The organism is Streptococcus sp. 23.2 (assembly GCF_016648665.1).
Classification (GTDB): Bacteria; Bacillota; Bacilli; order Lactobacillales; family Streptococcaceae; genus Streptococcus; species Streptococcus salivarius_E.
In genome coordinates this window covers 1-20,370 of the sequence record NZ_JACLQJ010000005.1, presented here as the reverse complement: position 1 = coordinate 20,370, position 20,370 = coordinate 1, and the positions used below count along the sequence as shown (strand labels likewise).

Genomic DNA, 20,370 nt, shown 5'->3' with positions numbered 1-20,370 from the left:
AGGCGAAAATATGCAGGTTAAGAGAGTTCAGGATTATATCTCAAAAGAGTGGTTCGATGAAACCGATGGCTCCTATTTCGAACGTCTAAATAGTCGTTTGCAGGTGCTTTTGAAAAAAGATTACCCTGATTTACGAGGAAATGATTTTATTAGTAATATCAGCCTTTTAGACTATAGGTTAGTTTTTCTTGATGAAGTTATTTCTAATGCTAATGAGAAAAACGAACACGTTCGGGAAACTGTTCACGATGTCACCAAAAGTTTGTTGTACGAGGATCAGGATATCCAGGAACAATTGGATAGTAGAATTACTTTTGGCCAAAAAGTAGCGGATGAAGTGGCCCGGTTTGGTGGATCTTGGACTTTTATCTTGTCATTTGTTGCTTTTATGGCTATTTGGATGGGGCTGAATGTTGTTCAACCCTTTGGAATTGCCTTTGATAAATATCCATTTATTCTGTTGAATCTGGCCTTGTCTACTCTAGCGGCCGTTCAGGCACCATTGATTATGATGAGTCAGAATCGAGCATCGGATTACGACCGTTTACAAGCGCGTAACGACTATCACGTCAATACCCAGTCTAAGGAAGAAATCCGACTTTTGCATGAAAAAATTGACCACTTGGTTCAACAAGACCAATCAGATCTTCTGACAATTCAAAAATTGCAGACAGAAATGATTATGGGGGTTAGCCAACAAGTTGAGAAGATGTCAGACGATATTCGTGCCTTGAAAGAAGAAAGACTAGAAAGGGAGTCTCATGGGAACGAAAAAAATTAATTTAGTTGTTGTAACAGGGATGAGTGGTGCAGGTAAGACTGTAGCAATTCAATCTTTTGAGGATATTGGATACTTCACCATTGATAATATGCCACCCTCTTTGGTACCTAAGGTTATCGAATTGGTAAAACATAGTGAAGAGACAGATAAGATTGCTCTTGTCGTTGATATGCGTAGTCGCTTGTTCTTCGATGAGATCAACGATATTCTGGATAAATTGGAAAGTAATGAGGAACTTAATTTCAAGATTCTATTCTTGGATGCCACGGATGGTGAATTGGTTTCTCGTTATAAAGAGACACGTCGTAGCCACCCATTAGCGGCAGATGGCCGTGTTTTGGATGGCATCAAGTTAGAGCGTGAGCTTTTGTCACCGCTTAAGAGTTTGAGTCAAAACGTGGTAGATACGACAGAATTGACTCCACGCCAACTGCGTAAGGCTATTTCTGAACAGTTCTCATCTGAACAAGACCAATCTTCTTTCCGTATTGAAGTTTTGAGTTTTGGTTTTAAATATGGATTGCCATTGGATGCAGACCTGGTTTTTGATGTCCGTTTCTTGCCAAACCCTTATTATGATCCTGCACTTCGCAACCTCACAGGTTTGGATAAAGAGGTTTTTGATTACGTCATGAACCATAAGGAATCAGAAGAGTTTTACAATCATTTGACACAGCTTATCAAACCAATCTTGCCTGGCTACAAGAAAGAAGGTAAGTCTGTTCTTACCATTGCTGTTGGCTGTACAGGTGGTCAACACCGTAGTGTAGCCTTTGCACATCGTCTGGCCCAAGACCTAAAAAATGATTGGACAGTCAATGAAACTCATCGTGATAAGGATCGACGTAAGGAGACAGTGAATCGTTCATGAAAAAACCAAGAATTACAGTAATAGGTGGGGGAACTGGTATCCCAGTCATTCTTCGTAGTTTGCGTCATAAGGATGTTGATATCACTGCTGTGGTAACTGTAGCTGATGATGGCGGTTCTTCGGGAGATTTGCGTGATATCATGCAACTGACACCTCCAGGGGATTTGCGTAATGTTTTGGTAGCTATGAGTGATATGCCTAAACTTTATGAAAGAGTTTTCCAATATCGTTTTGATAAAACCGATGGTGCTTTGGCTGGTCATCCACTCGGAAACCTAATCATCGCTGGAATTTCAGAAATGCAGGGATCTACCTATAATGCCATGCAGCTTCTGACGAAGTTCTTCCACGTTACAGGAAAGATTTATCCAGCTAGTGAGACAGCCTTGACGCTTCATGCCGTTTTTCAGGATGGTCATGAAGTAGTAGGGGAGAGTAGTATTGCCCAGTACGATGGCATGATTGAACGCGTTTATGTGACCAATACCTATAATGATGAAGAGCCTAAGGCCAGTCGTAAGGTTGTTGATGCTATTATGAATAGTGATATGATTGTTTTAGGTCCTGGATCTCTTTATACGTCGATTTTGCCCAACCTTGTGATACCAGAGATTCGTCAGGCTCTTATCGAGACCAAGGCTGATGTGACTTACATTTGTAATATTATGACTCAGTACGGAGAAACGGAGCAATTCTCAGATGCCGACCATGTGGCTGTTCTTAATCGTCATCTTGGCTCCGATGTGATTGACAATGTCTTAGTTAACATCAAGAAAGTGCCTAAGGAATACATGGCTAGTAATAAATTTGATGAATACCTTGTTCAGGTTGAGCATGATTTTGAGGGCTTACGTCGTGAAGCAAAAACAGTTGTGTCTTCTAATTTTCTGCGACTTGAAAATGGTGGTGCCTTCCACCATGGTGATTTGGTAGTGGATGAGCTCATGCACCTAGTGAGGAACAAGTCATGAGTTTCACGATTAAGGTTAAAGAAGAGATAATTGCTGCTTCAAGCAAAGACAAGGCTGAATTGTCAGCATTGATTAAGATGTCCGGTTCGGTTGGATTGACCAATCAAGGATTGACTCTTTCCATCCCAACAGAAAATGCAAAGATTGCGCGACATATCTACCAATTAATGGAAAGTCGTTATCAAAGTAATCCTGAATTGAGACATCACAACAAGACCAATCTCAAGAAAAATCGTGTTTACACGGTTTTTGTTGCTGACCATGTCAATGATATTTTGTCCGATTTACAATTGGCGGATTCTTTCTTTGGCTTTGAAACAGGCATTGAAACATCAGTAATGGAAGATGACGAAGCTGGAAGATCCTATTTACGAGGCGCTTTTTTGGCAACCGGAACGGTACGTGATCCTGAAAAGGGTCGTTATCAATTAGAAATTTTTTCCGTTTACCAAGACCACGCAGAAGACTTAGCTTCTCTCATGAAAAAATTTATGCTCGATGCTAAGGTTTTGAGTCATAAAAATGGGTTTGTGACCTATCTTCAAAAAGCTGAGGACATTATGGATTTTCTCCTTGTTATCGGCGCAATGAACTCTAAGGATACCTTCGAAGAGGTCAAAATTATGCGAGAAACCAGAAATGATCTGAATCGTGCCAATAATGCGGAAACAGCCAATATTGCTAGAACGATTAGTGCTAGCATGAAAACAATTAATAATATTATCAAGATTATGGATACGGTTGGCTTGGAGATTTTACCGGTGGAGCTGCGCCAAATTGCCCAACTTCGTATTGCCAACCCAGATTACTCTATCCAGCAGATTGCAGATAGTATAGAACCTCCTCTGACCAAGAGTGGTGTTAACCATCGTCTCAGAAAAATCAATAAGATTGCGGACGATTTGTAAGTAGAAAGGAAGCTTTTATGGCTTGTACAACGATTTTAGTAGGTAAGAAAGCCTCATATGACGGCTCTACCATGATTGCACGTACTGAGGATTCTCAATCAGGCGTTTTTACGCCCAAAGAATTTCTCGTCGTGACCCCAGAAGACCAACCACGTCATTACCAGTCTGTGCTTAGCAATTTTTCAATTGATTTGCCAGATAATCCTCTACGTTATACTTCTGTCCCAGATGCGCTTGGGAAAGACGGTATTTGGGGTGAAGCTGGTATTAACTCAGCTAATGTTGCCATGAGTGCAACAGAAACAATCACGACTAATGCGCGTGTTCTCGGCGCTGATCCTCTTGTTAAAGATGGTTTTGGAGAAGAGGATATGTTGACTTTGGTCTTGCCATATATCAAGACGGCGCGTGAAGGTGTCCTTCGTTTGGGGCAACTTCTTGAAACTTACGGAACTTACGAATCTAATGGTATTGCTTTCTCAGATACTGAAGAAATTTGGTGGCTAGAGACCATTGGTGGTCACCATTGGATTGCAAGACGTGTTCCAGATGATGCCTATGTCACTAACCCAAACCAACTTGGCATCGATCACTATGAGTTTGAAAATCCAGACGACTATTTAGCCTCACCAGACATTCGAGATTTTATTAATAAACATCACTTGGATTTGACTTATTCTAATGAACACTTTAATCCACGTTATGCTTTTGGTAGCCAACGAGATAAGGATCGTCATTATAATACACCACGTGCCTGGGCTATGCAGAAATTTTTGAACCCAGAAAAAGACTATGATCCAAAATCATTCTTTATTCCATGGTGCCAAAAACCATACCGTAAAATTACAGTTGAAGATGTTCAATACGTTTTGAGTCTTCATTACCAAGATACACCTTATGACCCTTATGGACCTCAAGGAGATGCGGTAAGTCAACGCCAATTCCGTCCAATCGGTATTAACCGTACTAGTCAAACAGCTCTCTTGCAAATGCGTCCTAACAAACCATCAGAAACAACTGGTATTCAGTGGTTAGCCTATGGATCAATGCCATTCGGTACAATGGTGCCATTCTGGACTCAGGTCGGAACAACACCTGCTTATTTCCGTCAAACAACTGATAAAGTAGATACAGGTAATTTCTACTGGAGTAATCGCTTGATTGCTGCTATCTGTGATCCTCATTTCCAACAGCATGAAGCTGATTTAGATGCCTATGTAGAAACAACTATGGCTCTTGGCCATGCCATGATTAATCATGTTGATACCGCTTTGGCTAATGATGAAAGTATTGATTTTGAAGCAGAAAATCAAAAAATTAGTGATAAGATTCAGTCAGAAACAGATAAACTATTGGCAAAAGTCTTAGATGATGCAAGTAACTTGATGACCAATCGTTTTTCTATGAGTGATTAAAGTCATCAAAAAAGCCTTTCCATAAAATTGGAAAGGTTTTTTAGTATTCTAAACATTACTTGTTTTCTTCATCTAGTTTCGAGAGAATCTGATAAAGTGTAATGAAAAAGAAAAGATTGACTGAAATGAGAAGGCCTGATGCCCATGGCAAATCGCTTTCTAAATTTCGAAGAGGTGAATTCCAAGCAAAGTGTGCCGCAAAAGCACCGCAAGCATAAAGAATACCAATAAGACTGTACTTGGAATTAATGAGTTTTTGACGTGAACGCCATATAAGGACTAGCCCTATAGCAAGGAAGGACGTGTAAAGCCAGTGAGACGATACAGCACCAATAGTTCGACCAAGAATCCCTGAAACCGTATAAGAAAAACCATCAGGCAAATCTGAAAGAATATAGGAGAAATCTTCACTAATCTGGAAGCCAAGACCTGCCGTAATAGCGACAAGCAAGAGCCCCTTGTAACTTTTTGTTGGCACCATATAGATAGCAAAGAGAAAAGCAGCTAGTTTGAGGGGTTCTTCAACTAGGGGGGCCATAAGGGCATCCTCAAAGCGGTAGAAGAAACTCTTTGAAGAAAGATGAGCAGTCACCCAGTCGTGAGAAATGGTATTGGCATAACCAGCTATCCATCCTGTAATAAAGACTCCACCAATTAGAGCAAATATGAGAACAAGTGGTTTCACCTGCCATCTCTTGCCTAAGTACAGAATCAGAAATATTCCTGGTACGATATAACATAAGGCAATCAGTGTTGATAGTCCAATAATACCGTATGCCGAACCAGACAAAGCGCCTGAAGTGTATGATTGCGTATCATAAGTCAGGCCTATGGCTGAAAGCAATAAAAAAAGATATAGGATTAATTTTCGAAACATGTATAACCTACTTTCCAAATGATATTTCCAGTATATCAAATAATTCTTTCTCGTCGAAATATTTCATTTTTTTTATTTTAGGACTTGCAAAATAAATGAAGTGTGATATACTTAACCAGTAAACTATTAACTGGTTAAGTATTTTGAAAGGAATATCATGAAAAAGAAACGCATTTTTGGCCTAGCAGGATTAGCAGCAGTTGTTTTAGCTGCTGGTGCAGGTATTTATTATACGACTAGTCACCACGGTTCAAAAGGAAATGGTGATTTGAAAGTTGTGACGAGCTTTTACCCTGTTTATGAATTTACCAAGCAGGTTGTAGGAGATGAGGGAGAGGTGTCTTATCTCATTCCTGCTGGAAGTGAAGCCCACGATTTCCAACCATCTACTAAGAATGTCGCTGACATTGAAAAAGCAGACACTTTTGTCTACCTAAATGAAAATATGGAAACCTGGGTTCCAAAAGTTGAAAAGTCTATCAACACAAAAAATACAAAAGTCATTAAGGCAAGTCAAGGCATGGTTCTTTTACCTGGAACAGAGGAAGAAGATCATGATCATGGTGGAGAAGAACATCACCACGAATATGATCCCCATGTTTGGCTCTCACCTAAACGTTCTCAAAAATTAGTTGAAACTATTAGAGACGGTTTGATTGCTCAGCATCCAGATAAAAAAGCAGTCTTTACAACCAATGCCGAGAAATACCTTAAAAAATTAAAGACTTTGGATAAGGAGTATACTGAAGCCTTTAGTCAAGCAAAACAGAAAAGTTTTGTTACTCAGCACGCAGCTTTTGCCTACCTTGCCTTAGATTACGGTTTGACACAGGTACCAATTTTAGGTGTTTCAGCTGAGTCCGACCCTTCTGCAAAACGTATCGCTAGCCTTTCTAAGTATGTCAAAGAATATGATATTAACTATATCTATTTTGAGGAAAATGCTTCAAGTAGTGTTGCTAAAACCTTAGCTAACGAAGTAGGAGTTAAGACAGCAGTTTTAAATCCAATTGAATCACTAACTAAGGAACAGTTGAAAAAAGGTGAAGACTATATCAGTGTTATGACTGAGAACCTAAAAAATCTTCGTTTAACAACGGACGTTGAAGGTAAAGCTATTCAACCTGAAACGGGAAGTGATGACAAGAAAACGGTTCAAAATGGTTACTTCGATGACAAAGATGTTAAAGATAGAGAACTTTCGGATTGGTCTGGTGAGTGGCAATCGGTTTATCCTTATCTTCAAGATGGTACTTTAGATCAAGTATTTGAATACAAATCTCTATTAAATAAAGATAAAACTGCACAAGAGTACAAAGAATACTACACTAAGGGCTATCAAACAGATGTTTCTAAAATTGCCATTGATGGTAAAAAGATGACCATGACTTTCATAAAGAATGATGGAAGTAGTGTGACACACACTTATCGTTATGATGGTTATAAGATTCTAACCTATGCTTCTGGTAAAAAAGGTGTTCGTTATCTCTTTACAGCAACTGATAGTCAAGCAGCAGATAACCCTTACCAGTATGTCCAATTTTCAGATCATCAAATAGATCCAACAACTTCAGCACATTTCCATATTTTCTTTGGAAATAGTAGCCAAGATGAGATTCTAAAAGAAATGGATAATTGGCCAACTTACTATCCTGGAAAACTTAGTGGCTTTGAAATTGCACAAGAAATGGTTAGCCATTAATACTAGAAATGCACTCATTCGTGAGTGTTTTTTCTTTTTTAAAAAAATCTTTCATTTCTTAAACTCTTAGAAAATTTCTAGTGTCATTAGTTTTAAACAGAAATTTAAAGCATCGTATTTTTTCTAAAAAAATCCTGTAAAAAATTAAATAATTACTACATTTTTTCATTCTTTAGTGGTACAATAATAGTACGATTTTCAGATGATCAGGAGAGACCCATGAACCAGTATTTAGTAGCGATACATTATATTCAACTGCTTCAAGCAGAACTCGATATTCTAAATCATGATGCACGCTTGCTTTTTGATTTAAAGATTGAACCAAATCTTGCTAAAAGAGAGCTTGCTGACTTGAAAGTATCCCTATCTAAATTATCTGACAAAAACCTTTATATCGAAGGTACAATCTGGTATCAGCCAAGTTTGTTTGCAATCATTGATCAAAATTTAGGGGTTATTGATGACTGGCTCAAGGAATTAGATGACTTCTTTGAATTTACCTATAGTACAACAGTTTTCACTGTTTTGAAAGAAAATGAAAATCGAAGTTACGACTTATTACTTGGTCTCTATAGCCGTCTTGAATACGTTATTTCAGAAATAAAAAATTGCCGTTAGATGACTAACGGCTTTTAGTATATAGAAAAATTAGGCTCTATTTTAAATATCAAATAATTTGACAAAATACCCAAATGTGTGTAAAATAAAATTTGAAAATACTCTAATAAAAATAACGTTAAGTTAAAGGAAAATAATAACTAAGTGAGTAAGCAGGGGTTTAAATTGGGGGATTTTGTTAAATATTATTTGGTGAGCCTTGTGTCGCTGAGCTTTTTATGTCTTATTTTGTATGGGCTATATTCTTTAAACGGGCTCATTCCTTTTTCTCTAGATGGAGCTTCAGGCCTTGAAGTTAGGCATTATTCAGGACAGACCACCTCTTCTGTAAAAAAAGATGGTGATTATAAGGTTCAGGATATTAGTGGTGAAACTAAGAGCTACAATGTAGATTTGAAAGTAACAAACGATGGGGATAAGGTTATCCAAACCTATGTCTTTGAGTATAAAAAATGATTCTATAATAAAAACTCACAGTCTTAGCCAGATTGTGAGTTTTTTAGATGTCTTTTACCAAAGTCCTAATATCTTTTGCATGAGAAGAGAAGCAAGACTAATTAATAACCAACAGACTCCTCCCACTAGAAGTGCTGAGCCTCCTTTAGTGATTAGTTTTTTGAGATTTGTTTGGAAACCGATAGCTGTCATTGCCATAATAATCATAAATTTTGAAAGGTCTTTTAATGGTGAAAAGACGGCAGGTGTTACACCGAGTGACATTGCAACAGTTGTAATCAGTGAGGCCAAAAGGAACCAAAGGATAAAGTTAGGCACTGCTTTGCTTAGCGAGAATGCTTCCTTTGTATTATCCTTTCGTGACTGCCATACAGATAGACCAAGAGTTATAGGGATGATAGCAAGTGTTCGAGTCAATTTAACAATTGTTGCTTGCTCTAGGATAGATGTTCCATGTAAGCTATCCCAAGAACTAGCTGTAGCAGTTACAGAAGAAGTATCGTTGACAGCTGTTCCAGCAAATATGGCAAAGCCTTGATTACTAAGTCCCAACCAAGATCCCAAGTGAGGAAAGATTAAAGCCGCTAAGATGTTAAAAAAGAAAATTACCGAGATTGCTGTTGCAATAGATTCATCTTTAGCCTTGATTACAGGAGCAGTTGCAGCAATAGCAGATCCCCCACAAATAGAAGAACCAACACCTACTAAAGTAGCAATTTCACTATCTAGCTTGAACACACGATGGACGACATAAGCAGTAAGCAGTGCCGTAGTAATAGTCAGTAGAATAATGGGAAGTGACGTTACGCCAACCTTAAAGACTTGAGAAAGATTTAGTCCAAATCCAAGAAGAATAACAGCGTATTGTAATACTTTTTTTGATGTAAACTGCATCCCAGTTTTGAGCTTTTCAGAGTCTGTCACTACAATGCCAAATAAGAGGCCAATGAAAAGACCAATGACAGGTCCTCCAATAATAGGAAATAAGACTCCAAGAGTCCAGGCTACAAGCGAAATAAGTATTGCAATACTTATACCAGGTAAGAATGATTTGATTTTCATTTTTCATCTCCTTAAAAATTACCCACATTGTATCTTATTATTTAGGATATGTAAAGGTGTTGTTAGGGATAGTTCTGAGGAGAAACTATCCCTATAACTTGCTAAGGAGTGTTATTTCTGATAGAATAGTATTAAAATATTATAATTGAAAATTTTATGAAGGAAGGGTTGTATGTATCGTCATTTAAAGAAGTATATGATTTTTATCGTGGGAGCTTTTGTTTGTTCGCTCTTTTTGGTTCTAGCTTTTACAACAGATAGAAAAAATGATAACAGTGTTAATGCTAAAGCTGAAGCTGCCTACAATCAAACTACGACGGCTTTTATTGATAGTATCGGAGAGACTGCGAGACAGATTGGTCAAGATTACAATATCTATGCTTCTGTTCTAATTGCTCAAGCTATTCTGGAATCAAATTCAGGTCAGTCAGGTTTGAGTCAAGCTCCTTATTACAACTTCTTTGGGATTAAGGGCTCTTATAATGGAAACTCCGTTACTATGCGTACTTGGGAAGACGATGGTACAGGGAAGACTTATGAGATTGATGAACCTTTCCGTTCTTATGGAAGTCTGAGTGATTCCCTAGCAGATTATGCTGCTTTGATGACGTCATCTACTTATGCAGGTACTTGGAAATCAAATACAAGTAGTTATGCAGATGCCACTCAGGCACTGACAGGGACTTATGCTACAGATAGTCTTTACGCTTCTAAATTAAATAGCATTATTGCATACTATGGTTTGACTGCCTACGATCAAGCTCCAGTTACCCAAGCAACTGGTTCAACAAGTGGCCTTGTTTGGAACAGCTATAGAGGCTCATACACAGATGCTGAGACCTTATCTATAGATGAGGCCTGGGCAAGCTATAAAAATTATAAATAATGATGAGAGTCGAAAGGCTCTTTTTTGTGCTTTGAATTGGATAGTTTTGGCAATAAAAAGTCCCCAACATTATGTGCTGGGGACTAACATCTATTAGTTGTCAAAAGTGACTTCTTTAACGAGGTTATCAAGGAATTTTTCCCCCATTTTAGAGAGGGTTGCCTTTTCATGCTTCAAGTAAACAATATCAATTTCATCATCAATATCAAGTGGGATAGAGACAATATTATCACCATTCAAATTACTATTTAAAATACCTGTAGCAATGGTGTAACCATCCAAGCCGATTAATAGGTTGAAGAGTGTCGCTCGGTCTGAAACTACGATAGACTTTTTATGGGGAATCTGAGAGAGAATCTCTTCAGAATAGTAGAAGGAATTATGAATCCCCTGATCATAGCTAAGGTATGGAAATTCTTCTAAATCTTCCAAAGAGACAACTTCATGCTTAGCCAATGGGTTTGACTTGCTGACAAAGATATGGGGTCTAGCTTTGAAGAGACTGGTATATGTGAGGCGGTTGTCATCAAACATCTTAGTTAAGACATCTCGATTATAGCTGTTAAGGAAGAGAACGCCGATCTCTGAACGGAAGTTCTTAACGTCCTCAATGATTTCATAAGTACGTGTTTCGCGTAAGAAGAGCTCGTAACGTGTCATATCAGCTCTCTTGAGAAGTGAGACGAAGGCATTGACAACAAAAGCGTAGTGTTGAGAGGAAACACTAAACAATTCACGTGTTTCTGTGTGACTCTTGTAGCGTTCTTCCAAGAGATTCGTTTGTTCCACTACCTGACGTGCATAAGAGAGAAATTCAACTCCATCCTTGGTTAAAGTGATTCCCTTGGGGTTACGGATAAAGATATCAATTCCCATTTCTCTTTCCAAGTCACGAACAGCATTTGAAAGACTTGGTTGCGTAATGAAAAGTTGTTTTGCAGCTTCATTCATTGAGCCGGTTTCGACGATTTTGATAATATAATGTAATTGTTGAATTCGCATAGCCTTATTATAGCATATTTTAAGGATTATTCCTTAGGATAAGAGGCAAGTAAAAGGTCTTTTTAGGACTATACCAATTTTTATGCTTGACAATGTCAAATATATCGAATATACTGTCCTCGTTAAGCTTTTTAAAGAGCTTATTGACTATACCAATTTTAAATGAAGGAGACATGACCTCTTTGATCAGAGGTTATTATTAAAAATATGTGTGGAATTGTTGGTGTTGTAGGTAACACAAATGCAACTGATATCTTGATTCAAGGACTTGAAAAGCTAGAATACCGTGGTTATGATTCAGCTGGTATCTTTGTAGCTGGCGATGCATCTAGTCAATTGGTTAAGGCTGTTGGCCGTATTGCGGAACTTGCTGCTAAAACTGAAGGAGTAGAAGGAACAGCAGGTATCGGACATACTCGTTGGGCAACTCACGGTAAACCAACAGAGGATAATGCTCACCCACACCGCTCAGAAACAGAACGTTTTGTTTTGGTTCACAATGGTGTTATTGAAAACTATCTTGAAATTAAGGAAGAATACCTTTCTGGTCACCATTTCAAAGGCCAAACTGATACTGAAATTGCAGTTCACTTGATTGGAAAATTCGTTGAAGAAGATGGTTTGTCAACTCTTGAAGCATTCAAGAAAGCTCTTCACATTATCCGTGGATCATATGCCTTCGCTCTTATGGATTCTGAAGATGCCTCAACAATTTACGTGGCAAAAAACAAATCACCACTTTTGATTGGTCTTGGTGATGGCTATAACATGGTCTGCTCAGATGCCATGGCTATGATTCGCGAAACTAATCAATACATGGAAATTCACGATCAAGAGTTAGTTATCGTGAAAGCTGATAGTGTTGAAGTTCAAGATTATGATGGTACTGTTAAAGAACGTGATAGCTATACAGCTGAACTTGACCTTTCTGATATTGGTAAAGGCACATACCCTTACTACATGCTCAAAGAAATCGATGAGCAACCAACAGTGATGCGTAAGCTTATCCAAGCCTACACAGATGACAAGGGACAAGTGACTGTAGATGCTGATATTATCAAGGCTGTTCAAGAGGCTGATCGTATCTATATCCTTGCGGCAGGAACATCATATCATGCTGGTTTTGCTTCTAAGAAGATGCTCGAAGAGTTGACAGATACACCAGTTGAGCTTGGTATTTCTTCTGAGTGGGGTTATGGTATGCCACTCCTTAGCAAGAAACCTCTCTTTGTCTTTATTAGCCAATCAGGTGAAACAGCAGATAGCCGTCAGGTTCTTGTTAAAGCTAACGAGTTGGGTATTCCAAGTTTGACAGTGACAAACGTTCCAGGATCTACCCTTTCTCGTGAAGCTGACCATACAATGCTTCTTCATGCTGGCCCAGAAATTGCCGTAGCTTCTACTAAAGCTTACACTGCTCAGATTGCGGCTCTTGCCTTCTTGGCTAAAGCAGTCGGTGAAGCTAATGGCAATGAAAAAGCTAAAGCTTTCGACTTGGTACATGAATTGTCACTTGTAGCACAATCTATCGAATCAACACTCTCTGAAAAAGAAGTCATTGACGAGAAAGTGGCAGCTCTTCTTGCAGAAACACGTAACGCTTTCTATATTGGTCGTGGTCAAGATTACTATGTTGCTATGGAAGCCAGTCTTAAATTGAAAGAAATCTCATATATCCAATGTGAAGGTTTTGCAGCAGGTGAGTTGAAACACGGAACGATTGCTTTGATCGAAGATGGTACACCTGTTATTGCGCTCTTGTCTGACGCTGTTCTTGCTAGCCACACTCGTGGTAATATTCAAGAGGTAGCTGCTCGTGGTGCTAAAGTGTTGACTATTGCTGAGGAAAATGTTGCTAAAGAAGGTGATGACATCGTTCTTAATAATGTTCACCCTTACTTTGCAACACTTCATCGTGGACTTGACGTCGATAAACCACGTAACTTGGCTAAATCAGTTACTGTTGAATAAAAATACTAACATCTCTTACAGTGTAAGGGATGTTGTTTGTTTTTATCCTTTTTACCCTTGCTTAATTGGAGAATCTAAAGTAGAATAATATCTATATCACAATCTTAGGAGAGAATTATGTCATTACCAAATTGTCCAAAATGTAACTCAGAGTATGTTTATGAAGATGGAATCTTGCTTGTATGTCCTGAATGTGCCTATGAGTGGGATCCAAACGAAGTTGCAGAAGAAGAAGGACTTGTGGTTCTTGATAGCAATGGAACACGTCTTGCTGACGGTGATACTGTTACAGTTATTAAAGATTTGAAAGTGAAAGGTGCGCCAAAAGATATTAAACAAGGCACACGTGTTAAAAATATTCGTTTGGTTGAAGGTGACCATAACATTGATTGTAAGATTGATGGTTTTGGTGCTATGAAACTTAAATCTGAATTTGTTAAGAAAATCTAAAATAAGCTTTAGGGATGCTAGACTTAAGTATTGTTTGTTTCTCAGGACAGACTATTTAAGTCTCCCAGGAGTGTGATTATGAACTCATTTTGAAAATTGGGTCTAGTCGCACTCCTTTTTACTATTTTCAAAATCTTATATCATTTTTTCAAAAAAATTGGTATAATATTCAATAATACTAAATAATTATAGGAGTTTATATGTCATACGTTTTGGAAGTATTACCAGCCCTTTTGAACGGTGCGGTAGTCACACTTCAAGTATTTTTCATTGTTATCGTACTGTCGATTCCATTAGGGATTGTACTTGCTTTCTTAATGCAGATTAAATTCAAACCTTTAAATTGGTTATTAACCCTTTACGTTTGGATTATGCGTGGAACGCCTCTCCTTTTACAATTGATCTTCGTTTATTACGTTCTTCCAAGTGTTGGGATTGTCTTTGACCGTCTGCCAGCTGCTATTCTTGCTTTTACGCTTAATTATGCAGCTTATTTCGCAGAGATTTTCCGTGGTGGAATCTTGGCTATTCCGAAAGGACAATACGAAGCAGCAAAAATGCTTAAACTTAGTCCTTTCCAAACCATCCGCTACATTATCCTTCCTCAGGTGGTCAAGATTGTCTTGCCAAGTATCTTTAACGAGATTATTAACTTGGTTAAGGATTCATCATTGGTTTATGTGCTTGGGGTTGGAGACCTTCTTTTGGAAAGTCGTACCGCTGCGAACCGTGATGCGACCTTAGCACCGATGTTTGTGGCCGGAGCTATCTATCTTATCCTTGTGGGTGTTGTGACTGTGGCTTCGAAAAACATCGAAAAGAAATTCAACTATTATAAATAGGAGACCTTATGTTAGAATTAAAAAATATTTCCAAGCAATTTGGTCAACACAAAATTTTTGATAAGTATAATCTGACAGTAGAAGAAGGAAAAATCTTGGCTATTGTCGGACCATCTGGTGGTGGTAAAACGACTCTCTTGCGTATGCTAGCAGGACTTGAAACCATTGATTCAGGGCAAATTATTTATGAAAATGAAGAGATTCCTTTGGATCAGATGGAAAGTCGTAACTTGCTAGGTTTTGTCTTCCAAGATTTCCAACTGTTTCCGCACTTGACAGTCTTAGACAATCTAACGCTTTCACCAATTAAGACGATGGGAATGTCTAAGGAAGATGCCCAGAAAAAAGCTCAAGCCCTACTTGATCGTTTAGGTCTTGGAGCTCACGGAAATGCTTATCCTTACTCTCTTTCTGGGGGACAAAAACAACGTGTTGCATTTGCGCGTGCTATGATGATTGATCCGAAAATTGTCGGCTATGATGAACCAACGTCAGCTCTTGACCCTGAGTTGCGTCAAGAAGTTGAAAAATTGATTTTGCAGAATCGTGAGACTGGGATTACGCAAATCGTTATTACTCACGATATGCAGTTTGCACAACATATCGCCGATGAGATTGTCACTATCAATCCAAAATAGTGAGGATTTTCCATGAAAAAAATAGTAAAAACGATTTTGCTAGGTTGTCTTGTCGTCTTGCCTTTGTTTGCGCTATCGGCTTGTAGCTCGCGCTCACATTTTGCAACTCAGAAAGACCAGTGGCAAACCTATACCAAAGAAAAGAAAATCAAAATTGGTTTTGATGCGACCTTTGTTCCTATGGGATTTGAGGAAAAGGATGGTAGCTATGTTGGTTTTGATATTGATCTTGCCACTGCAGTTTTTAAATTGTACGGTATTGATGTCGAATGGCAGGCTATTGACTGGGATATGAAGGAAACTGAACTGAAGAATGGGACAATTGACCTTATTTGGAATGGTTACTCAGTCACGGATGAGCGTAAGCAGTCTGCAGACTTTACAGAGCCTTATATGGTCAATGAACAAGTGCTGGTAACCAAAAAGTCATCAGGTATTGATTCTGTTTCAGGAATGTCTGGTAAGACCTTGGGTGCTCAAGCAGGTTCATCTGGATATGATGCTTTCAATGCTTCTCCAAAAATTTTGAAGGATATCGTTGCTAACCAAAAAGCAGTCCAATATTCAACCTTTACTCAAGCTTTGATTGACCTTGATAGTGGACGTATTGACGGTCTATTGATTGACCGTGTGTATGCTAATTACTACTTAGAAAAATCAGGAGTTCTGAATCAGTATAATGTCATGCCTGCTGGTTACGAGGGTGAAAGCTTTGCTGTAGGTGCTCGTAAGGCAGATAAGACATTGATTAAAAAAATCAATCAAGGATTTAGAACCCTTTATAAAAATGGAGAATTCCAAAAGATTTCTGACAAATGGTTTGGTGAAGATGTTGCCACCGACCAAGTTAAAGGGAAAAAATAGAAGGATAACAACATTCTAGAAGAGATGTTGTTATTTTTTTGTGAAAAATACTTGAAATATAAGAAGTTATATTTTATACTAATGTTAGTTTATAAACTAACGAAAGGGCGAGCATGGGATATTTTGATTATTCAAGAGAACCGCAAAGTGATATTGCTTTTGTAGATATGAAATCTTTCTATGCGAGTGTAGAGTGTGTTGAACGTGGGCTGCACCCTCTTAAGACTTCTCTATGTGTGATGAGCAGGGCTGAAAATGCTAATGGTTTGATATTAGCCTCCTCCCCCATATTTAAGCAGGTTTTTGGCAAGTCAAATGTTAGTCGTTCTTATGACTTACCTTTTGACATTCATTCTCGTAAGTTTCACTATTATAATGCCAAAAAGCAGGGACTTCCAACGGATAGAGATTTTGTAAATTACATCGAATCTTGGGCCAAGGTTACCTTTATCGTTCCTCCTAGAATGGACCTCTATATAAAAAAGAATATCCAAATTCAACACATTTTCCAGAATTATGCCAGTGTTGAAGACATTCTTCCTTATTCCATTGATGAGGGTTTCATTGATCTCACGTCGTCACTGAATTACTTTATTCCCGATAGAACAGTTACAAGAAAAGATAAGTTAGATATGATTTCAGGGCGTATTCAAAGAGATATTTGGAGGGAGACAGGTATTTACTCGACAGTTGGGATGTCTAACAGCAATCCCTTATTGGCCAAGTTAGCGCTTGATAATGAGGCCAAACATACGGCTACGATGAGAGCCAACTGGTCCTATGAAGATGTCGAGACTAAGGTTTGGAATATTCCCCATATGACCGATTTCTGGGGAATTGGAAAGCGGATGGAGAAGCGTTTAAACAAGTTGGGGATTTTCTCTATTCGAGAACTTGCTAATAGCAATCCTGATACTCTTAAAAAGGAGTTAGGTATTGTGGGCTTAGACCTCTTTTTTCATGCTAACGGTATTGATGAGAGTAATGTTCATCAACCTTATAAACCAAAGTCACATGGCTTAGGAAATTCTCAAATCTTGCCACGAGACTATGAGCGTCAAGCTGATATTGAATTGATTCTAAGAGAGATGGCAGAGCAGGTAGCCATTAGGTTAAGACGAGCCCATAAGAAAGCTTGTCAAGTTTCCATTAGCATTGGATTTTCAAAGTTAGAGAGCAAGCGTTCGTTACAAGCACAGATGAAGATTGAACCTGCTAACAATACAAGAGTACTAATAAGCCATGTTATTGAACTCTTTAGGAAGAAATATCAAGGAGGGACTGTTCGAAGTGTCAGTGTCTCTTATGCAAATTTTGTAGATGAAAGGCTTCAAATTCTTTCTTTATTTGATAATCCAGATGACATTGATAAAGAAGAAAGGCTTCAGGCAGCTATAGACAGTATTCGACAGGAATTTGGCTTTACGACCATTCAAAAAGCAACTGCTTTACAGGAGGCGTCTAGGAGTCTTGCTCGAAGTAAGCTTATTGGTGGACACTCTGCTGGAGGATTAGATGGCTTAAAATGATAGACCGTAGTTACCTTCCCTTTCAATCAGCTAGGGAACATCAAGACAGGGGAATGATGAAGTGGATGGGCTTTTTCTTATCAGAACATACAAGCTCCCTACATGAAGATAAGACTAAAGAAAATCTTAGGAGTCATTTGGATGATTTAGAGAAGTTTACTTTATTAAACCAGCTTTATTCAGGTCAATTATTGGGAAGTTTCCAGATAAAGGATCAAGGTAGGCGCTGTAGATGTAGTGGCTATGTGGTTGACTTGGATTTTAATCAAGTTACTATAAAATCTTGCAAGCGACATAAATGTATTCGAACAAAGGATATATTAGAAATTAGTTTGGGGGTTGAGACCATAGATGAGGAAGAGAAAAATTTATGATGATAAACTTCAAATTGATTATTTTTCTGATAGCTATTTAAAATTTGAAGAAGACTTTTATCGTTATTCTGCCATGGATATTCCCTTAACCTTTTTGACGGATGATATTATGAGGGAGATGGCTATCAGTCAAAAGAATTATTTTCTATTAAATAAAGAGAATGCCAGAGATGGACGCAATCATTATTTCCATTTTGAAGTTAGTCTTTTGGATTCCAAGATACCCGTAAGACAGTATAGGTATCTTGGAAATGATTGAATGATATTAATTTAGTCAAAGAAATAGTGTATTTTTGACTTGAAAACAGGATTTTTATGAAGTTTTTCGAAATCTAAGAAAAATATTATGTAAGCGTTGACAACACTTGTGCAAGTGCTATAATGAAGGTGTTAAAAGTTATCATATGGAGGTAATAAAAATGAGAGCAGTTGTTGTTAATCAAGCAAGCACAGGTGTTGAAGTTGTTGATCATGAAAAACCATCTGTAGTTGGTCATGGTCAAGCTTTGGTTAAAGTTGAATATTGCGGTGTCTGCCATACTGACCTTCACGTAGCTCATGGAGACTTTGGTCAAGTACCAGGTCGTATACTAGGTCACGAAGGTATTGGTATTGTCGAAGAAGTTGGTGAAGGTGTTGAAACACTTAAAAAAGGTGACCGTGTATCAATTGCTTGGTTCTTCGAAGGGTGTGGCCATTGTGAATATTGTACGACTGGTCGCGAAACACTCTGCCGTTCTGTAAAAAATGCTGGTTATAGTGTTGACGGTGGTATGAGTGACTATGCTTTAGTTACTGCAGACTATGCTGTGAAAGTTCCAGAAGGACTTAATCCAGCTCAAGCTTCATCTATTACTTGTGCGGGAGTTACAACCTATAAAGCTATTAAAGAAGCTAAAGTTGAACCTGGTCAATGGGTAGCTATTTATGGTGCTGGAGGACTAGGTAATTTGGCTATTCAATATGCTAAGAAAGTTTTCAATGCACGAGTAGTGGCTGTTGATATCAACCAAGATAAACTTGATTTGGCTAAAGAATCTGGTGCTGACTTAGTTGTGAACGGTAAAGAAGTTGAAGATGTAGCGGGTTATATCCAAGAAAAAACTGGTGGTACACACAGTGCTGTTGTAACCGCTGTTTCTAAAGTTGCCTTCAATCAAGCTGTCGATAGTGTACGTGCCGGTGGTACAGTTGTTGCCGTTGGTCTACCATCTGAATACATGGAGCTTTCAATTGTTAAAACCGTCCTAGATGGTATCCGTGTTGTTGGATCTCTTGTAGGTACACGTAAGGACTTGGAAGAAGCCTTCGACTTCGGTGCACAAGGCTTGGTAGTGCCAGTTGTTGAAACTGTTCCTGTTGATACAGCGGTAGAGGTCTTTGACCAAATGGAAAAAGGTGAAATTCAAGGACGTAAAGTATTGGATTTCACTAAGTAAGCAAACACCTATCTATGCTACTCTGACTATGTGAAGAGTCGAGTGGTGTAAACTTGAACTGATATTAGAAAGTTAGACAAATAATTTAAGTGAAGGATTTAGTTCTCTACTATATAGGACTAGGTCCTTTTAGTTTTACCTTAATTCATTTGTTGTTGTAATGTGTTCTGTCCTCAAAAAGATAGACAAAATTTTATTTATTTGAAAAGTAGTAAAAAAGTTATATAATGATTTCGTAAATAAAGAGTTAAAGAATATTATCATTTATAACAAGGAGTATGAAGTGGATTCTACCAACTTGGACTCGAAACTATTCATAGAATTTAAATCACGTGGGAAACGATGCCAACTTTTATATATATCCGATAGCCATAGTGAAGGGTTATATGAGATTGTTTCTATTGAACGAGAACGTCTTGCTATGTGGCTTCCTTGGGTGGAAGAAATGAAAAGTATTGAAAATGAAAGAGCGTTTATAAAGTATGCACGTGAAAAAATGGAGCGTAATGAGTTATTTATGTTAACAATTTGCGTCAATCAGACACCAGTAGGGATGATAGATATACATAATATTGATTTACAAAAACATCAAGCTGAAATTGGATATTGGATATCAGAAAAATATGAAAATCAAGGTTTTGTAAAGCAGGGATTAAAACAATTAATAAAAATCATTCCATCCAAATTTAAAATTGCTAAGCTTTTGATTTATAT

At 38.0% G+C, this 20,370-nt stretch carries 22 protein-coding genes; 19 read left to right on the top strand and 3 right to left on the bottom strand.

Translation table 11 applies throughout. The features are described 5' to 3' along the window. Positions 1-10: 10 nt before the first annotated feature. From H7T98_RS04050 to H7T98_RS04030, 5 genes are read left to right on the top strand one after another with little or no spacing between them, the layout of a single operon-like run. The gene (locus H7T98_RS04050; protein WP_070476105.1) at positions 11-781 is read left to right on the top strand and encodes a DUF1003 domain-containing protein; all 771 of its coding nucleotides are present in this window, start codon (positions 11-13) and stop codon (positions 779-781) included. Beyond that, a complete protein-coding gene (gene rapZ, locus H7T98_RS04045; protein WP_002891103.1) occupies positions 762-1,652 on the top strand; it encodes an RNase adapter RapZ in 891 nt (296 codons plus the stop codon). The genes H7T98_RS04050 and rapZ overlap by 20 nt, the downstream gene beginning before the upstream one ends. Continuing rightward, entirely contained in the window at positions 1,649-2,623 is a 975-nt protein-coding gene (locus H7T98_RS04040) for a YvcK family protein (RefSeq protein WP_175057615.1), read from the top strand. The genes rapZ and H7T98_RS04040 overlap by 4 nt, the downstream gene beginning before the upstream one ends. Beyond that, positions 2,620-3,531 carry a DNA-binding protein WhiA gene (gene whiA, locus H7T98_RS04035; RefSeq protein ID WP_175057614.1) on the top strand — a complete coding sequence of 304 codons (912 nt, stop codon included), beginning with the start codon at positions 2,620-2,622 and terminating at the stop codon, positions 3,529-3,531. The genes H7T98_RS04040 and whiA overlap by 4 nt, the downstream gene beginning before the upstream one ends. A gap of 17 nt (positions 3,532-3,548) precedes the next feature. Beyond that, positions 3,549-4,946, top strand: a complete 1,398-nt coding sequence (locus H7T98_RS04030; RefSeq protein WP_201061338.1) for a C69 family dipeptidase — start codon at positions 3,549-3,551, stop codon at positions 4,944-4,946. A 55-nt stretch (positions 4,947-5,001) separates the two neighbouring features. Here the strand turns inward: H7T98_RS04030 and H7T98_RS04025 are convergent, their stop codons facing one another. Further along, positions 5,002-5,823: a PrsW family intramembrane metalloprotease gene (locus H7T98_RS04025; protein ID WP_201061335.1), complete on the bottom strand. Its 822-nt coding sequence runs from the start codon at positions 5,821-5,823 to the stop codon at positions 5,002-5,004. Positions 5,824-5,980: 157 nt separating this feature from the next. Here H7T98_RS04025 and H7T98_RS04020 point away from each other — a divergent pair, with 157 nt between their 5' ends. From H7T98_RS04020 to H7T98_RS04010, 3 genes are all read left to right on the top strand, one after another. After that, positions 5,981-7,525 carry a zinc ABC transporter substrate-binding protein AdcA gene (locus H7T98_RS04020; protein ID WP_148512531.1) on the top strand — a complete coding sequence of 515 codons (1,545 nt, stop codon included), beginning with the start codon at positions 5,981-5,983 and terminating at the stop codon, positions 7,523-7,525. Positions 7,526-7,744: 219 nt separating this feature from the next. Next, on the top strand, positions 7,745-8,143 hold the full coding sequence (locus tag H7T98_RS04015; protein WP_004182418.1) for a hypothetical protein: 399 nt from the start codon (positions 7,745-7,747) through the stop codon (positions 8,141-8,143). 144 nt (positions 8,144-8,287) lie between these two features. Continuing rightward, positions 8,288-8,599: a hypothetical protein gene (locus H7T98_RS04010; RefSeq protein ID WP_037603153.1), complete on the top strand. Its 312-nt coding sequence runs from the start codon at positions 8,288-8,290 to the stop codon at positions 8,597-8,599. A 54-nt stretch (positions 8,600-8,653) separates the two neighbouring features. On the opposite strand, the gene H7T98_RS04005 is transcribed toward H7T98_RS04010, so the two are convergent. Beyond that, complete coding sequence (locus H7T98_RS04005) at positions 8,654-9,661, bottom strand: YeiH family protein (protein ID WP_037603156.1); 1,008 nt, start codon at positions 9,659-9,661, stop codon at positions 8,654-8,656. A 172-nt stretch (positions 9,662-9,833) separates the two neighbouring features. On the opposite strand from H7T98_RS04005, the gene H7T98_RS04000 reads away from it, so the two are divergent. After that, entirely contained in the window at positions 9,834-10,547 is a 714-nt protein-coding gene (locus H7T98_RS04000) for a glycoside hydrolase family 73 protein (RefSeq protein WP_037603158.1), read from the top strand. 93 nt (positions 10,548-10,640) lie between these two features. Here the strand turns inward: H7T98_RS04000 and H7T98_RS03995 are convergent, their stop codons facing one another. Continuing rightward, on the bottom strand, positions 10,641-11,549 hold the full coding sequence (locus H7T98_RS03995) for a LysR family transcriptional regulator (protein ID WP_014634578.1): 909 nt from the start codon (positions 11,547-11,549) through the stop codon (positions 10,641-10,643). 207 nt (positions 11,550-11,756) lie between these two features. On the opposite strand from H7T98_RS03995, the gene glmS reads away from it, so the two are divergent. From glmS to H7T98_RS03945, 10 genes are all read left to right on the top strand, one after another. Then, entirely contained in the window at positions 11,757-13,520 is a 1,764-nt protein-coding gene (glmS, locus tag H7T98_RS03990; protein WP_201061333.1) for a glutamine--fructose-6-phosphate transaminase (isomerizing), read from the top strand. Positions 13,521-13,637: 117 nt separating this feature from the next. After that, the gene (locus H7T98_RS03985) at positions 13,638-13,970 is read left to right on the top strand and encodes a zinc ribbon domain-containing protein YjdM (protein ID WP_002891088.1); all 333 of its coding nucleotides are present in this window, start codon (positions 13,638-13,640) and stop codon (positions 13,968-13,970) included. A 200-nt stretch (positions 13,971-14,170) separates the two neighbouring features. After that, positions 14,171-14,812 carry an amino acid ABC transporter permease gene (locus H7T98_RS03980; protein ID WP_014634576.1) on the top strand — a complete coding sequence of 214 codons (642 nt, stop codon included), beginning with the start codon at positions 14,171-14,173 and terminating at the stop codon, positions 14,810-14,812. 8 nt (positions 14,813-14,820) lie between these two features. After that, complete coding sequence (locus H7T98_RS03975; protein ID WP_014634575.1) at positions 14,821-15,450, top strand: amino acid ABC transporter ATP-binding protein; 630 nt, start codon at positions 14,821-14,823, stop codon at positions 15,448-15,450. A 12-nt stretch (positions 15,451-15,462) separates the two neighbouring features. After that, positions 15,463-16,314: an amino acid ABC transporter substrate-binding protein gene (locus H7T98_RS03970; protein WP_070476083.1), complete on the top strand. Its 852-nt coding sequence runs from the start codon at positions 15,463-15,465 to the stop codon at positions 16,312-16,314. Positions 16,315-16,427: 113 nt separating this feature from the next. Next, entirely contained in the window at positions 16,428-17,843 is a 1,416-nt protein-coding gene (locus H7T98_RS03965) for a Y-family DNA polymerase (protein ID WP_201061331.1), read from the top strand. After that, positions 17,840-18,217 (top strand): hypothetical protein, encoded by a 378-nt coding sequence (locus tag H7T98_RS03960; RefSeq protein ID WP_014634573.1) that lies wholly within the window; start codon positions 17,840-17,842, stop codon positions 18,215-18,217. The genes H7T98_RS03965 and H7T98_RS03960 overlap by 4 nt, the downstream gene beginning before the upstream one ends. Continuing rightward, positions 18,195-18,476 carry a DUF5960 family protein gene (locus H7T98_RS03955; RefSeq protein ID WP_201041628.1) on the top strand — a complete coding sequence of 94 codons (282 nt, stop codon included), beginning with the start codon at positions 18,195-18,197 and terminating at the stop codon, positions 18,474-18,476. Before H7T98_RS03960 ends, H7T98_RS03955 begins: the two co-directional genes overlap by 23 nt. A gap of 160 nt (positions 18,477-18,636) precedes the next feature. Next, on the top strand, positions 18,637-19,656 hold the full coding sequence (adhP, locus tag H7T98_RS03950; protein WP_037611373.1) for an alcohol dehydrogenase AdhP: 1,020 nt from the start codon (positions 18,637-18,639) through the stop codon (positions 19,654-19,656). Between the two features lie 283 nt (positions 19,657-19,939). After that, positions 19,940-20,370 (top strand): GNAT family N-acetyltransferase (locus H7T98_RS03945; RefSeq protein ID WP_201061329.1); only part of this gene is annotated, 431 nt, incomplete at its 3' end.

Coding starts and splice junctions, on each gene's coding strand:
- H7T98_RS04050 (WP_070476105.1), top strand. CDS start 11: ATGCAGGTTAAGAGAGTTCAGGATTATATCTCAAAAGAGTGGTTCGAT.
- rapZ (WP_002891103.1), top strand. CDS start 762: ATGGGAACGAAAAAAATTAATTTAGTTGTTGTAACAGGGATGAGTGGT.
- H7T98_RS04040 (WP_175057615.1), top strand. CDS start 1,649: ATGAAAAAACCAAGAATTACAGTAATAGGTGGGGGAACTGGTATCCCA.
- whiA (WP_175057614.1), top strand. CDS start 2,620: ATGAGTTTCACGATTAAGGTTAAAGAAGAGATAATTGCTGCTTCAAGC.
- H7T98_RS04030 (WP_201061338.1), top strand. CDS start 3,549: ATGGCTTGTACAACGATTTTAGTAGGTAAGAAAGCCTCATATGACGGC.
- H7T98_RS04025 (WP_201061335.1), bottom strand. CDS start 5,823: ATGTTTCGAAAATTAATCCTATATCTTTTTTTATTGCTTTCAGCCATA.
- H7T98_RS04020 (WP_148512531.1), top strand. CDS start 5,981: ATGAAAAAGAAACGCATTTTTGGCCTAGCAGGATTAGCAGCAGTTGTT.
- H7T98_RS04015 (WP_004182418.1), top strand. CDS start 7,745: ATGAACCAGTATTTAGTAGCGATACATTATATTCAACTGCTTCAAGCA.
- H7T98_RS04005 (WP_037603156.1), bottom strand. CDS start 9,661: ATGAAAATCAAATCATTCTTACCTGGTATAAGTATTGCAATACTTATT.
- H7T98_RS04000 (WP_037603158.1), top strand. CDS start 9,834: ATGTATCGTCATTTAAAGAAGTATATGATTTTTATCGTGGGAGCTTTT.
- H7T98_RS03995 (WP_014634578.1), bottom strand. CDS start 11,549: ATGCGAATTCAACAATTACATTATATTATCAAAATCGTCGAAACCGGC.
- glmS (WP_201061333.1), top strand. CDS start 11,757: ATGTGTGGAATTGTTGGTGTTGTAGGTAACACAAATGCAACTGATATC.
- H7T98_RS03985 (WP_002891088.1), top strand. CDS start 13,638: ATGTCATTACCAAATTGTCCAAAATGTAACTCAGAGTATGTTTATGAA.
- H7T98_RS03980 (WP_014634576.1), top strand. CDS start 14,171: ATGTCATACGTTTTGGAAGTATTACCAGCCCTTTTGAACGGTGCGGTA.
- H7T98_RS03975 (WP_014634575.1), top strand. CDS start 14,821: ATGTTAGAATTAAAAAATATTTCCAAGCAATTTGGTCAACACAAAATT.
- H7T98_RS03970 (WP_070476083.1), top strand. CDS start 15,463: ATGAAAAAAATAGTAAAAACGATTTTGCTAGGTTGTCTTGTCGTCTTG.
- H7T98_RS03965 (WP_201061331.1), top strand. CDS start 16,428: ATGGGATATTTTGATTATTCAAGAGAACCGCAAAGTGATATTGCTTTT.
- H7T98_RS03960 (WP_014634573.1), top strand. CDS start 17,840: ATGATAGACCGTAGTTACCTTCCCTTTCAATCAGCTAGGGAACATCAA.
- H7T98_RS03955 (WP_201041628.1), top strand. CDS start 18,195: ATGAGGAAGAGAAAAATTTATGATGATAAACTTCAAATTGATTATTTT.
- adhP (WP_037611373.1), top strand. CDS start 18,637: ATGAGAGCAGTTGTTGTTAATCAAGCAAGCACAGGTGTTGAAGTTGTT.